The organism is Amycolatopsis sp. lyj-346 (assembly GCF_046548975.1).
Taxonomy (GTDB): domain Bacteria; phylum Actinomycetota; class Actinomycetes; order Mycobacteriales; family Pseudonocardiaceae; genus Amycolatopsis.
The window spans coordinates 1-13,142 of sequence record NZ_JAJPWT010000020.1 but is presented as its reverse complement, the minus strand read 5'-3'; the positions used below and the strand labels follow the sequence as shown (position 1 = coordinate 13,142).

Annotated in this window: 14 protein-coding genes; 9 read left to right on the top strand and 5 right to left on the bottom strand. The window is 71.3% G+C overall.

Annotation, left to right across the window (positions count from 1 at the left end; genetic code table 11):
* Positions 1–1,179, top strand: coding sequence for a DUF2786 domain-containing protein (locus ACLJQE_RS38950; RefSeq protein WP_410644643.1), 1,179 nt, complete (start codon positions 1–3; stop codon positions 1,177–1,179).
* Here the strand turns inward: ACLJQE_RS38950 and ACLJQE_RS38945 are convergent, their stop codons facing one another.
* A complete protein-coding gene (locus tag ACLJQE_RS38945) occupies positions 1,180–1,416 on the bottom strand; it encodes a hypothetical protein (protein WP_410644641.1) in 237 nt (78 codons plus the stop codon).
* A gap of 359 nt (positions 1,417–1,775) precedes the next feature.
* Between ACLJQE_RS38945 and ACLJQE_RS38940 the strand changes: the two genes are divergently transcribed.
* A complete protein-coding gene (locus tag ACLJQE_RS38940) occupies positions 1,776–2,117 on the top strand; it encodes a hypothetical protein (RefSeq protein WP_410644640.1) in 342 nt (113 codons plus the stop codon).
* Positions 2,118–2,177: 60 nt separating this feature from the next.
* On the opposite strand, the gene ACLJQE_RS38935 is transcribed toward ACLJQE_RS38940, so the two are convergent.
* Positions 2,178–3,365 carry a DUF6986 family protein gene (locus ACLJQE_RS38935; protein WP_410644639.1) on the bottom strand — a complete coding sequence of 396 codons (1,188 nt, stop codon included), beginning with the start codon at positions 3,363–3,365 and terminating at the stop codon, positions 2,178–2,180.
* Positions 3,365–4,942 carry a malate synthase A gene (aceB, locus tag ACLJQE_RS38930; protein ID WP_410644638.1) on the bottom strand — a complete coding sequence of 526 codons (1,578 nt, stop codon included), beginning with the start codon at positions 4,940–4,942 and terminating at the stop codon, positions 3,365–3,367. Before aceB ends, ACLJQE_RS38935 begins: the two co-directional genes overlap by 1 nt.
* A 112-nt stretch (positions 4,943–5,054) precedes the next feature.
* Between aceB and ACLJQE_RS38925 the strand changes: the two genes are divergently transcribed.
* Together ACLJQE_RS38925 and ACLJQE_RS38920 are read left to right on the top strand one after the other, a co-directional pair.
* Positions 5,055–5,831 (top strand): IclR family transcriptional regulator, encoded by a 777-nt coding sequence (locus tag ACLJQE_RS38925; protein ID WP_410644637.1) that lies wholly within the window; start codon positions 5,055–5,057, stop codon positions 5,829–5,831.
* A 73-nt stretch (positions 5,832–5,904) separates the two neighbouring features.
* The gene (locus tag ACLJQE_RS38920; RefSeq protein ID WP_410644636.1) at positions 5,905–6,204 is read left to right on the top strand and encodes a hypothetical protein; all 300 of its coding nucleotides are present in this window, start codon (positions 5,905–5,907) and stop codon (positions 6,202–6,204) included.
* Position 6,205: 1 nt separating this feature from the next.
* On the opposite strand, the gene ACLJQE_RS38915 is transcribed toward ACLJQE_RS38920, so the two are convergent.
* Positions 6,206–6,703 carry a GNAT family N-acetyltransferase gene (locus ACLJQE_RS38915; RefSeq protein WP_410644635.1) on the bottom strand — a complete coding sequence of 166 codons (498 nt, stop codon included), beginning with the start codon at positions 6,701–6,703 and terminating at the stop codon, positions 6,206–6,208.
* Positions 6,704–6,839: 136 nt separating this feature from the next.
* On the opposite strand from ACLJQE_RS38915, the gene ACLJQE_RS38910 reads away from it, so the two are divergent.
* Entirely contained in the window at positions 6,840–7,310 is a 471-nt protein-coding gene (locus ACLJQE_RS38910) for a hypothetical protein (RefSeq protein WP_410644634.1), read from the top strand.
* A 77-nt stretch (positions 7,311–7,387) separates the two neighbouring features.
* Entirely contained in the window at positions 7,388–8,188 is an 801-nt protein-coding gene (locus ACLJQE_RS38905; protein WP_410644633.1) for a hypothetical protein, read from the top strand.
* On the opposite strand, the gene ftsY is transcribed toward ACLJQE_RS38905, so the two are convergent.
* The gene (ftsY, locus tag ACLJQE_RS38900; protein WP_410644632.1) at positions 8,185–9,492 is read right to left on the bottom strand and encodes a signal recognition particle-docking protein FtsY; all 1,308 of its coding nucleotides are present in this window, start codon (positions 9,490–9,492) and stop codon (positions 8,185–8,187) included. The two genes, ACLJQE_RS38905 and ftsY, sit on opposite strands and share 4 nt — an antisense overlap.
* Positions 9,493–9,631: 139 nt before the next feature.
* On the opposite strand from ftsY, the gene ACLJQE_RS38895 reads away from it, so the two are divergent.
* The 3 genes from ACLJQE_RS38895 (at position 9,632) to ACLJQE_RS38885 (ending at position 13,007) form a co-directional block, all read left to right on the top strand.
* On the top strand, positions 9,632–10,840 hold the full coding sequence (locus tag ACLJQE_RS38895) for an anhydro-N-acetylmuramic acid kinase (RefSeq protein ID WP_410644631.1): 1,209 nt from the start codon (positions 9,632–9,634) through the stop codon (positions 10,838–10,840).
* 15 nt (positions 10,841–10,855) lie between these two features.
* On the top strand, positions 10,856–12,421 hold the full coding sequence (locus ACLJQE_RS38890) for a sodium:solute symporter (protein WP_410644630.1): 1,566 nt from the start codon (positions 10,856–10,858) through the stop codon (positions 12,419–12,421).
* Between the two features lie 85 nt (positions 12,422–12,506).
* Positions 12,507–13,007, top strand: coding sequence for a DUF3455 domain-containing protein (locus ACLJQE_RS38885; protein WP_410644629.1), 501 nt, complete (start codon positions 12,507–12,509; stop codon positions 13,005–13,007).
* Positions 13,008–13,142: the final 135 nt, after the last annotated feature.

Here is a 13,142-nt window from a genome sequence, read left to right as displayed (position 1 = left end):
GTGGGCAAGCGGAAGCAGGTCCGGGTCGGCCCGCCACCGACCACGGCCGAAGAATTCGGCGACGCCCTGCTCGCCGCCGCACCGGGTGACGCCGACCGGCTGGCGCCGGGGTTCACCCTGCCCGCCGGACTCGCCGAAGCCGCGGACCGGGCCGGACAGCAGCTGATCGGCCGGGCGTGCCGGGCCGGCTGGCTGCCCGAAGACCTCCACCAGGCGGCCCGGCGGCGCCTGGACGAGTTCGGCGCCTCCTACCTGCTCGACACACTCGCCGTGTACGCCGGGCAGTTCACCGCCGTGCACCCGTCGTGGCGGGAGCAGCTCGACGCGGCGGGGGCCGTCCGCTGGTGGCCGGAGACCGAGCCGCACCTGCCGCAGTGGGCGGCGAAGCACATCCTCACGCCGTCCGAGGCCGTGGCGGCGGTCATCGAGGCCTTCGGCCTGCTGAAGACGCTGCCACCGGTGACCGTCGTCCTGCCCGCGCCGGGGACCCCGCTGCAGCGCCCGGTGAGTCACGGCGCCGGTCAAAAGCACGTCGACGACAAGAAGCTGAGCCGGGTCCGCGCCCTGCTGGCCAAGGCCGAGTCGAGCTCGTTCCCGGAGGAAGCCGAGGCCCTGTCGGCGAAGGCGCAGGAGCTGATGACCCGCCACGCCCTCGACCGCGTGCTGGTGGAGGCCGGCGAGGCCGCACCCGACCTGCCCGCCGCCCGCCGGATCTGGCTCGAGACGCCGTACACCGACGCCAAGTCGCTGCTGGTCCACGTGGTCGCGCAGGCCAACCGCTGCCGGGCGGTCTTCGACCCGCGCTGGGAGTTCGTCACCGTCGTCGGCGACGAGGACGACCTGGACTCCGTCGCGCTGCTGACGACGTCCCTGCTCGTCCAGGCCACGCGGGCGATGATCGCCGACCCGGCCGGCCGGTCGCGCCCGTTCCGGAAGTCGTTCCTGGTCTCCTACGCCACCCGGATCGGCGAGCGGCTCGAACAGGCCGCCGAAGCGACGATCGGGCGGTCGCCGGACCCGGCCGAGCTGCTGCCGGTGCTGGCGTCGCACGAGCTGAAGGTCGAGGCGGCCTTCACCACGCTCTTCCCCGAGGTCGTCGGCAGATCGGTGACCGTGCGCAGCCACGAAGGCTGGGGCGCGGGCCGGGCCGCCGCCGACCGCGCCCGGCTCGGTGAGTGACTACAGGAAGATCTTCACCAGCTGGTCCCGGCCGTCCCGGTCGCGCACCAGGACCTGCTTGCCCGCCTTGAGTTCGGCGTCGACGAACTCGTACACCAGCAGTGCCCGGTTGACGAGGTCGACCTTCTTGAGACCGGTGCGTTCCTGGAGCTTCGCCAGCGCATCGACCGCTTCGGCGATCAACGCGACGTTGACGCGGTCGACCACGGCGGACCGGTTCTCTTCACCTGCGGGCATGCTGCCTCCTCTTGCGTGCCACGCCATCATGACAGGTTCGCCACCGAAAACACACATATTTCGCAGCGAAAAAGTGTTGCAGGCCGGACAGCGGCGCTTTACAGTCGAACTGCGAGCCACCCTTGGCGCGGACCCGTCTTCATGCAGGCGGGCCGAGTGATCGGGAAGCAGGACCACGCTTCCTCGCGGCAAGGACTCCGGTTACCGGACGACGGGTCCGCCTGCCTTCCGTGGGGGTGGGCAGGCGAACAGCCGACCGGTAACCGGCCGCGGCGTGAGCCGCGGCCACGAAAAGTGGTCCCCGGTCCGACGTGCCGCCGCGGACGCCTGGCCGGGCCCGGAAAGGAACGGGCACGAGCATGGGTGCCGAAATCGAGCGTGCGGATCCGTCCGCACCTCACGAAGTGGAGCCGGACCGGGACGACAGCCCGAGCCGGTTCGCGCACGTCCGGATCGAGACGTCGGAGGTGAAGGCGGAAATGGCGGTGCCATCGAGCCAGACCCGCCGGCTGCTCACCACGGTCCTGGACGTGCTGGTCGTGCTCGGCGCGGTCCTCGGGCCGGCGTTGACGTTGAAAGCGGCTTCGGCGGCTCTTCCGACGTGGGCGACAGCCGGGACGATCGCCGGTCAGCTCGCCTTGCTGACCGTGGTTGCCGTGATCGCGCACCGACCGGAACACCCCGGCCGGTTGCCGTCGTAGCAGCCGCCGTGAGCAGTGGCTGAGTGGGCGCTCGCCCTTGAGCGTCCGCTCTGCCACTGCTCACGCGAGCCGCAGCGCGTACTTCTCCAGTTCCGGCCGCCCGAACGGCAGCTCACCTTCGTCCAAGGCCCCGCAGTCGAGGCCGCGCAGCAGGTACACGGCCAGCGCCTGCGCCGTCGCCGGTTCGTCCAGGACGCCCCCGGCCTGCTTGTCCGCGTACGCGCGCAGCCGCTCCACCGCCGCCGGGAAGCCTTCGCGGTAGAACGTGTACGTCGCCGCGAACCGGGTCGGCAGCTGGTGGGGGTGCAGGTCCCAGCCCTGGTAGAAGCCGCGTTCCAGTGACCGGCGGACCAGCCGGAGGTGTTCGGCCCACGCCGCGGGCAGTGCGTCGCCGATCGGGAGCTTGTTCGTCGAGCCGTCCGAGAGGCGGACGCCGGTGCCGGCCGCCGCGACCTGCATCAGGCCCTTGGCCAGGTCGGCGGCCGGGTGCGCCATGCTCTGGTACGCGGCCGCGATGCCGAGGCCCGCGCTGTAGTCGTAGGTTCCGTAGTGCAGGCCCGAGCACCGGCCTTCCGCCGCCTGGACGATCCGCGCCACCGACAGCGTCCCGTCGAGGTCCACAATGGACTGAGCGGTCTCGATCTGCACCTCGAAGCGCAGCGTGCCGCCGGTGAGCCCGTACGCGGTTTCCAAGCGGGAGAGGACTTCCGCGGCCACCGCAACTTGCTCGACCGCGGTCACCTTCGGCAGCGTGACGACGAATCCGGGCGGTAGCGGGCCGTTGTCCAGCAACGCACCCAGGAACAGGTCGAGGGTGCGGATGCCACGCCGGCGCGTCGCCGCTTCGAAGCTCTTGAAGCGGATGCCGCAGAACGGCGTCCCGCCGGTGGTCGCCAAGGTCTGCCCGGCCGCCAGCGCGGCGGCGTCCTCGACGTCGTCCGGCACGCGGCCGTAGCCGTCCTCGAAGTCGATCCGCAGGTCCTCGATCGGTTCGGTCAGCAGCTTCGCGCGGACGCGTTCGTACACGTCCGCGTCGGCACCGAGGAGGTCGCCGTGCTCGATGAACACGCGCATCGCCTGCTTGCCCCAGCCGGCCACCAGGCGCGTCTTGTACTGCGAAGCCGGGACGTAGACCGTGTGCACGGGCTGCCGTCCCGGCCGCTCCCCCGGGTACGACGCCGCGACGCGCGCGTCGGCCGCAGCCAGGCGCGCGTCGGCGGCGTCGTAGACGTCGTCGGGAAGCCGCACTACTTGATCCGCTCGTAAGCGGGCAGCGTCAGGAAGTCCGGGAACTCCTCGGCCAGCGCGACCTGCTCGAACAGCTCCACCGCGGGCTCCAGCTGCTCCGGCTTGAGCTCGCCGGCCAGCTCGCCGCGGACGTCGGCCAGCACGCCGCGCACCAGCGCCGCCGTCACGACGTCGCCGCTGTCCAAAGTGGTCCCGTTCTTGACCCACTGCCAGATCTGCGAGCGCGAGATCTCGGCGGTGGCGGCGTCCTCCATCAGGTTGTGGATGGCCGCCGCGCCGTTGCCGCCCAGCCAGGACGCGATGTAGCGGACGCCGACGTCCACCGCGGCGCGCAGGCCGGCCGCTGTCGCGCCGCCCGGCGTCGAAGCGACGTCCAGCAGCTGGTCGGCGGTGACGCTCACCTCGTCGCGGGTCCGGTCGAGCTGGTTCGGCTTGTCGCCGAGGACCTTGTCGAACTCCTCCTTGCACAGCTCGACCATGCCCGGGTGCGCGACCCAGGAGCCGTCGAAGCCGTCGCCGGCCTCGCGGGACTTGTCCGCGTGGACCTTCTCGAAGGCCCCCTTGTTGGTCTCGGGGTCCTTGCTCGGGATGAACGCGGCCATGCCGCCGATCGCGAAGGCACCGCGCTTGTGGCAGGTGCGCACGAGCAGCTCGGTGTAGGCGCGCATGAACGGCGCGGTCATGGTGACGGAGTTGCGGTCCGGCAGCACGAACTTCTCGCCCGCGTCACGGAAGTACTTGATGACGCTGAACAGGTAGTCCCAGCGGCCGGCGTTGAGGCCCGAGGCGTGTTCGCGCAGCTCGTAGAGGATCTCTTCCATCTCGAACGCGGCCGGGATGGTCTCGATCAGCACGGTCGCGCGGACGGTGCCGTGCTCGATGCCGAGGGTCTTCTCGGCGTGGGTGAAGACGTCGTTCCAGAGCCGCGCTTCGAGGTGGCTCTCCATCTTCGGGAGGTAGTAGTACGGGCCCTTGCCGCGCTTGAGCAGCTCGGCCGCGTTGTGGAAGAAGTGCAGGCCGAAGTCGACGAGCGCGCCGACACCCTCGCGGCCGCCGAAGGTCAGGTGGCTCTCGGGGAGGTGCCAGCCGCGCGGGCGGACCACGATCGTGGCGTGCTCGACGTCGTCCTTGAGGGCGTAGCTCTTGCCGCCGCTTTCCAGGGTGATCGTCTCGCGGACGGCGTCGTACAGGTTGACCTGGCCGGAGACCACGTTCCGCCAGTGCGGCGTGTTGGCGTCTTCGAGGTCGGCGAGCCAGACCTTGGCGCCGGAGTTGAGCGCGTTGATGGTCATCTTGCGGTCGGTCGGCCCGGTGATCTCGACGCGGCGGTCCCGCAGCGCGGGCGGCGCACCGGCGACCTGCCAGTCGCCTTCGCGGATCTCCTTGGTCTCCGGCAGGAAGTCGAGCCTGCCGGTGGTCCGGGCCTCCTCGCGGCGCTTGCTCCGCGCCTGGAGCAGCTCGTCGCGGCGGCCGGCGAAAGCGTCGTGGAGGCCGGCGAGGAAGGCGAGCGCCTCCGGCGTGAGGATTTCTTCGCCGCGCTCGACCGGGTCGCCCAGCACCTGGACTTCAGAAGACATGGGGAAACACCTCGAGGGTTCGGATCTTTGGATAACGGCCCTACGGTTTTCTACCAGCCGGACTATAGTTTCTGCATAGCGGAAGCTCAACGCCGACGTAAGGAGGGCCACCGTGCCGGCGGAGAAGAACGGTCGCGACGGCGGCGTCCAGTCCCTGCAACGCGCCTTCGAGCTGCTGGAACACCTCGCGGACACCGGCGGCGAAGCCAGCCTGTCCGAGCTGGCGACGCTGTCCGGGCTGCCCATGCCGACGATCCACCGGCTGATCCGCACCCTGGTCGACCTGGGGTACGTCCGCCAGAACACGAACCGCCGCTACGCACTGGGCGCGCGGCTGATCCGGCTGGGCGAGAACGCGAGCATGCAGTTCGGCGCCTGGGCACGCCCCCTGCTGGCCGAACTGGTGGAAGAGGTCGGCGAGACGGCCAACCTGGCGGTCCTGGAGCGCGACGAAGTCGTGTACGTGGCCCAGGTGCCCTCGAAGCATTCGATGCGCATGTTCACCGAGGTCGGCCGGCGGCTGCTGCCGCACGGCACGGGGGTGGGCAAGGCGATGCTGGCGCACCTGCCCGCCGCCGAAGTGCGTTCACTGCTCGACCGGACCGGGATGCCGGCGTACACCGAGCACACGTTCACGGACCCGGACGCGCTGGCGGTGGAGCTGTCGCGGATCGCCTCGCAGGGCTACGCACTGGACGAGGCGGAGCAGGAGCTCGGCGTGCGGTGCGTCGCGGTGGCGGTACCGGGAGCCCCGGTACCGGCGGCGGTGTCGGTGTCCGGCCCGTCCGGGCGGCTGACCGCCGAGGCGGTGGCGCACATCGCCCCGGCGGTACAGCGGGTGGCGGACGCCCTGGGGGCGAGCCTGTCCCGGACACCACTATCAGTGTGACTCAAAGTGATAACTAGTGACGGAAAGTGACCCTGCTGCGAGAGCTCCGACCCTCGCCGGTAAAGTACGCGGCATGGCAAGCCTCGAAGATCTCGAAGCCCGCGTGACCGTTTTGGAGGAGCAGGTGCGGCAGACTCGGCACGACGCCGCGGCAGCCCGCATTCTCGCCGGCACGGCGGACCGCGATGTGTCGGAGTTCAAGCAGACCTTGAACGGTCACACCCAGGTGCTGAACGCGCTGCGCGAGACGCAGATCGAGCAGGGCCGGGAGATCGTCGACCTGAGGGCCGAGATGCGCAGCGGATTCACCAAGGTGAACATCGGCATGGAGCAGATGAGCCGGCTGCTTCAGCAGGTCATCGACAAGGACTGACTCACTTCAGCTCCCCGGCCAGCAGGTCCATGAGCAACCCGTCGTGCCAGGTGCCGTCCGGGGCGCGTTCGTAATCACGCAGCACGCCGACCGGGCGGAACCCCACCTTCGTGTACGCCCGGATCGCTGTTTCGTTCGCCGCCGCCGGGTCGATCGTCAAGCGGTGGTGGCCACCGGCGAACAGGTGGCGAGCCAGTGCGCGGATCGCGTCCGGGCCGAGGCCGCGGCCGTGGAAGTCCGGGTGCACCGAAATGTCGATGCCCGCGTGGCGGTACTGCGGGTCCAGCTCCTCGTGGCTCTGGATCAGGCCGACGACTCCGTCCGCCTCGATCACGTAAACCGCGTAGCCCTCTTCGACCTCGTACAGGCCTTCGATCTCGTGGTCCGGGTCGCCCCACCAGCGGGCGACCTCCGGCGCAGCCAGGATTTCGCGCGCGCGGGCACGGTCCGCTGGGCCGATCGGGCGCAGGCGCACCCGATCGCCGTGAATGACAGTCATGATGGGTCCTCTCTCGTAGCGAATGACGGCTTCGGGACGTCTGTCACGAGGAGGGGCGCGCGTGCGTCAACCGGGCATGCCCCGATTCTGCGCGGGCGCGCCGCTGCCGTCACCCGAATATCGCCGGAGGAAGAGCATGGACTCGCACACCGGCGCCTTGGCCTGGCTCGCACAGGGCGCCGCTTCGAACCTGCTGGACCGGCTCGTCGACCGCGCGCTCGACGGGCCCGCCACGCCACCCGCCTGGCCGCGCCCGGCCAAGACCCCGGCGGGGACGATCGAGATCAGCGTCCGGCACCACCTCGCCGCGAAGGGCCGGACACCGGTGATCCTCACGCTTCAGGAGTGCGGCAGCCGGGCGGGCACGGCGTTCCCGGTGATCCTGGGCCAGACGGCCCGCATCGCGCTCCCGGGCGGCCGCTACTTCGGCGCGGCGATGGTGGTCGACCCGGCCCGCCGCACCCTGCAGGGCATCGGCTGGTCCCGCCTGACGATCACGGCCCGCCGGACGTCCCCGTGCCTGATCCCGGCCAACCGCCCGTCGGCGCCGGTGATCCTGCAGCTGGGGTTGCGGAAGGTGGACGGGACGCCGCTGTTCCGGCTTTAGCCGCACTTTCCGGTATCAATCCGCGGCGCTCGAGCGTCTGCCACCACAGCACGCGTCCGCGAAAGGGGGGAGCCTCGGTGCCCGAACCGATCACCATGTCGCTCATCTGGCTGGGGCAGGCGGCCGGCGCCGCCATCGTCGGACGGCTCGCCGAACGAGGCATGGACCGGCTGCTCGACGGGCCGCGGCAGGTCGTCCTGCCGCCCGTCCCGCCACGGGCCGAGCCGCGGCGGCACCGGCTCGGCGACGTCACCAGCGACCTCGACATCACCGTGCGGCACACCCCCGCCGGGCGGCAGCCCGTGCTGCTGGCGCTCCAGACCGCGCCACGCGACGGCGAGCGGACGCCGGGCGTGACCGTGCCGATGGTGCTCGGCGAGACCTCGCACCTGACCCTGCCCCGCGACGACTACCTGATCAGCGCCCTGGTCCTCGATCAGCCGGCGGAGTTCGGCGGCAAACCGGTGCTGCACGGCGTCGGCTGGATCCGCCACTGGGCCGCGAGCAGCGGGACGGACCGGCTCACCATCACGACCGAGACACCGACGGAGCAGCTCCTCCGGAAGCTCGGGCTGCAGGCACCGGACGGCGCCAGCCCGTTCGAGCTCCCCCCGCCGGGCAGCGCGGCCCCGCGGCAGCTCCCGGGCACGCCGACGGCTGCACAGCTCGCCGCGGTGAAGCAGCGGTTCACGGCCCTCGGCGCGGCAGCCGGCCGGCATCAGTGCCGGGCCGCGATGATTTCTCGCTTCGGGCTACGCTGCACGTCCCCCGTCTCCCAGAGCCAGTACAGGCTGTGCCTGAACCACGCCATCGCACTGAACGGCGGCAAAGCCGTGTACGACTGGCAGACCCGGCAGCAGATCCAGCAGATCACCTAGCCCAGCAGCGCGTCCACGAAGGCGCCCGGCTCGAACGGCGCCAGGTCGTCCGGCCCCTCGCCCAGCCCGACCAGCTTCACCGGGACGCCCAGCTCCTTCTGAACCTGGAACACGATGCCGCCCTTCGCCGTCCCGTCCAGCTTGGTCAGCACGATCCCCGTCACGTCGATGACCTCGGCGAACACCCGGGCCTGCATGAGCCCGTTCTGGCCCGTCGTCGCGTCGAGGACCAGCAGTACCTCGTCGACCTTCGCCTGCTTCTCCACGACGCGCTTGACCTTGCCCAGCTCGTCCATCAGGCCCGTCTTCGTGTGCAGCCGGCCCGCCGTGTCGATCAGGACCGCGTCCACGCCGGTGTCCACGCCGCGCTTGACCGCGTCGAACGCGACCGCCGCCGGGTCCGCGCCCTCCTTGCCGCGGACGACCTCCGCGCCCACGCGCTCGCCCCACGTCTGCAGCTGGTCGGCCGCCGCCGCGCGGAACGTGTCCGCCGCGCCCAGCAGGACCGTGCCGCCCTGGGCCACCAGGACGCGGGCGAGCTTGCCCGTCGTCGTCGTCTTGCCCGTGCCGTTGACGCCCGCGACCAGCACCACCGCGGGCTGCTTCTTGCCGTCGACGATGTGCGGCAGCGCCCGCACCGCGCGGTGGCCGTCGGTGGACAGCTGCGCTGTCAGCACCTCGTGCAGCACTTCGCGCGCCTCGGCCGACGACCGCACCGCACGCCGGGAGAGCTCGTCGCGCAGGCGCTCGACGAGCTGGGTGGTGGTGGCCGCACCCAGGTCGGCCATCAGGAGCGTGTCCTCGACGTCCTGCCAGGAGTCCTCGTCGAGGTCGCCGGCGCCGAGCAGGCCCAGCAGGCTCGTCCCGAACACCGTCCGCGACTTCGACAGCCGGCCGCGCAGCCGCTCGATGCGGCCCGTCGCCGGTTCGATCTCCTCGACGACCGGGGCGGGTTCGACGACTTCGGCGTCCGGCAGCTTGACGTCGCGGACCGTGCGCTGCGCGGAGTCGCGCGGCACCGCCGCGTCGTCGCCCACCGCGGGCTGGCCGTCGACCTCCGGCCGGTCCTCGACCGGGTGCTCGGCCGGTTTCTCGGCCGGCTGCTCGGCTTCCGTGGCCGTGCCGCCGGGCGCGAGCGCGATGCCGCCGCTGGCCGCGTACGAACCGCCCTTCGGTTTCTCCTCGACCTCGCGCTGGGCGTCCAGGCTGATCCGCCGCCTGCGTGCGATCAGCAGGCCGGTCACCAGCAGGGCGACCAGGACGACGACGGCAACGACTACGAACAGGAACCAGGTGCTCGACACGGACCCATCCTTTCATCCGCGCTCCGCCGCACCGGACACCCCGTCCGCACCGGCAATTCGTCACGACCTGGGTCCCGTTTGGGCCAAGACTTCACCACGTGGGTTGCGTCACACCGGAGGCTCCACTAAACCCCTCCGGATGGGGAAGAACGGTGGCCACGGCCTTCGGGTGATCGGCCTGATTTCGGGCACGTCGATCGACGGGATCGACGTGGCCGCCGCCGACCTGCACGCCGAAGACGGCACGGTGGTGCTGACGCCGCTCGGCGAGCTCGACGTCCCCTACCCCGAACCCCTGCGCGAAGCCCTGCTCGCCGCGTTGCCGCCGAACCCGTGCACCGCCGGCGAGCTGACCCGGCTCGACACCGGCGTCGGCCAGGCGTTCGCCGACGCGGCCCGGCGCGGGGCCGGGGAGCTCGCCGCCGGCCGTGCGGACCTGGTCGCGTCGCTCGGCCAGACGGTGTTCCACTGGGTTTCCGGCGGTCACGTCCGCGGCACCCTCCAGCTCGGCCAGCCCGCCTGGATCGCCGAAGCCACCGGGCTGCCCGTGTGCGCCGACCTGCGCGCCCGCGACGTCGCCGCGGGCGGCCACGGCGCACCACTGGCGAGCACGCTCGACGGGCTGTGGCTGCGCGGCCTCGCCGAGGACACCGGACGGCCGGTCGCCGCGCTGAACCTCGGCGGCATCGCGAACATCACCGTCGTCGCCGAAGGCGAACCGGTGATCGCCTACGACACCGGGCCAGCCAACGCCCTGCTCGACCTCGCGGCCCACCGCGTCACCGGGCAGCGCAGCGACGTCGACGGCCGGCTCGCCCGCGGCGGGTCGGTGCGCGCCGACCTCCTCGGCCGGCTGCTGGCCGACCCGTACTTCGCCGCCGCGCCGCCGAAGTCCACCGGCAAGGAGCACTTCAACGCGGCCTACCTCGACGCGGCGCTGGCCGGCCTGGACCCGGTCGATCCCGGCGACCTGCTCGCGACGCTGACCGAGCTGACCGCCGTCACCGTCGCCGAGGAGTGCCGCCGCCACGGCGTCACGGTCGTCATCGCCTCCGGCGGCGGCGTCGCGAACCCGGCGCTGATGACGGCGCTGGTCCGCACCCTGGCCCCGGCGGTGCTCAAGACCAGCGACGACCTCGGGTTGCCCGGAGCCGGCAAGGAGGCGTACCTGACGGCGTTGCTGGGCTGGCTCACCTGGTGCGGCGTGCCGGGTACGGTGCCGTCGGCGACCGGTGCCCGCGGGCCGCGCGTGCTCGGCGCGCTCGTCCCGGGCGCCGGGCCCCTGATCCTTCCCGCCCCGCTGGGGGGCGCCGTGACGCGGTTGCGAGTCGCGGAGAAGGCCGGATGACAGTAGGAGAGATCCATGCGCGGTGTTGACCTCGCCATCATCGTGGTCTACCTGGCGGCGATGCCGCTGATCGGCGTGCTCGTCGGCCGGAAGCAACGGTCGGCGGCCGACTACTTCGTCGGCGAGCGGAGTCTGCCGTGGGGTGCGGTGATGCTGTCCGTGGTGGCCACGGAGACCTCGACGCTCACCGTGATCAGCACGCCCGGGCTGGTCTTCGGCAACGCGTTCCTGTTCCTGCAGCTGGCCTTCGGCTACATCATCGGCCGGACGATCGCCGCGTTCGTCCTGCTGCCGCGGTACTTCCGCGGCAACCTCGTCAGCGCGTACGCGTTCCTCGGGAAGCGGTTCGGCTCCGGCCTGCAGGGCACCGCGTCGGTCACGTTCGTGATCACGCGGCTGCTCGCCGAAGGCGTGCGCCTGTTCGCCGGCGCGATCCCGATCAAGGTGATCCTGGCGCACTACAACATCCACCTGGACTACTGGGTGATCGTCGTCATCCTCACCGCGCTGACGCTGATCTACGCCTACATCGGCGGGATCAAAGCCGTCGTCTGGGTCGACGTCATCCAGCTCTCGCTGTACCTCGGCGGGGCCGCGGTGGCCGCGATCGTGCTGCTGAACAAGCTGCCCGCCGACTGGGCCGCCCAGGCGTCCGCGGACGGCAAGTTCATGCTCGTCGACTTCGGGAAGAACCTGCTGACCAGCCCGTACGCCTTCGTGACGGCGGTGCTCGGCGGCGCGGCGCTGTCGATGGCGTCGCACGGCGCCGACCAGCTGATCGCGCAACGGCTGCTGGCCACGCGCAGCCTGCGCGACGGGCAGAAGGCGCTCATCGGCAGCGGCATCATCGTCACCGTGCAGTTCGCGCTGTTCCTGCTGGTCGGGACGATGCTGTGGGTGTTCAACGGCCGCAAGCCGGTGGCGGAGCTGGGGATGCAGAGCCCGGACGACGTGTTCTCGCGGTTCATCATCGACGACCTGCCGGTCGGTGTGTCGGGCCTGCTCATCGCCGGGGTGCTGGCCTCGACGATGGGGGCGCTCGCCTCGGCGCTCAACGCGCTCTCGACGTCCACCGTGGCCGACCTCTACCAGCGGTTCACCAAGCGCTCGCCGGAGGACTCGAAGCTGCTGCAGCACGGTCGCATGTGGACCCTGATCTGGGCCGTCGTGTTCGCCGTGTTCGCCTCGCTGTTCTCCACCACGAAGAACTCGGTGATCGAGCTCGGCCTGGCCATCACCGGGTACACCTACGGCGCGCTGCTGGGGTCGTTCCTGCTGGGCCTGCTGATCAAGAAGGCCCGGCAGGTGGACGCGATCATCGCGTTCGTCGTCACGGTCGTGGCGATGGCGTTCGTCATCCTCGGGGTGAAGTTCAACGCGAAGACCGGCGACCTGATCGGCGTCGACTTCAGCAAGGCGGCCGGGGACAAGGTGGCCCTCGCCTACCCGTGGTACACGCTGATGGGCGTGGTGATCACATTGGTCGTCGGCGGCCTGCTGGCCCTGCGGCACCGCACGCCGGACCCGAAGGCGGCCGAGGCCGAAACCACGCCGCCGCCGCAGGAGGAAGTCGCCGCCTGATCCGTCTGAACCGTTTCCGGCGGGCTCCCGTGTCGGGTGCGGGAGCCCGCCGAGAAGCGGCGGGAGGATTTCGAAGGTGGATTCCATGAAGCGGATGACGGTGGCGCTCGCGGTCGGCGCACTGGTGCTCGGCGGCGCGGCGACGGCTTCGGCCACCCCGGCGGCCTCGAAGGTGCCGGACGCGCTCAAGGTCCCGGCGGGCAACCGGCCGGTGGCGGCCTACCCCGCGGAAGGCGTGCAGATCTACGGCTGCACGAACGGCGCGTGGGCGCTGATCCAGCCCGCGGCGGTCCTCTCGAAGCACGGCAAACCGGTGGCCCTGCACAGCAAGGGCCCGGTCTGGACGTCCATCGTGGACGGCAGCACGGTCGGCGCGGCGGCGGCCGCCTCGTCGCCGCGCACGGGCACGATCCCGGAGCTGCTGCTCAAGGCGAACCTCAACACCGGCGACGGCACCTTCGCCAAGGTGACCTACATCCAGCGCCTCCACACCCGCGGCGGCGTGGCACCGGCCGGAACGTGCACGGCCGGTGCCCAGACGGCGGTCCGCTACTGGGCGGACTACGCCTTCTGGGCGGCCGGCTGACCCAGCGCCCCAATGTGGCCTTCGGTGCGCTCAACGCACCCAATGTGGCCTTCGGTGCGCTCAACGCACCCAATGTGGCCTTCGGTGCGCTCAACGCACCCAATGTGGCCTTCGGTGCGCTCAACGCACCCAATG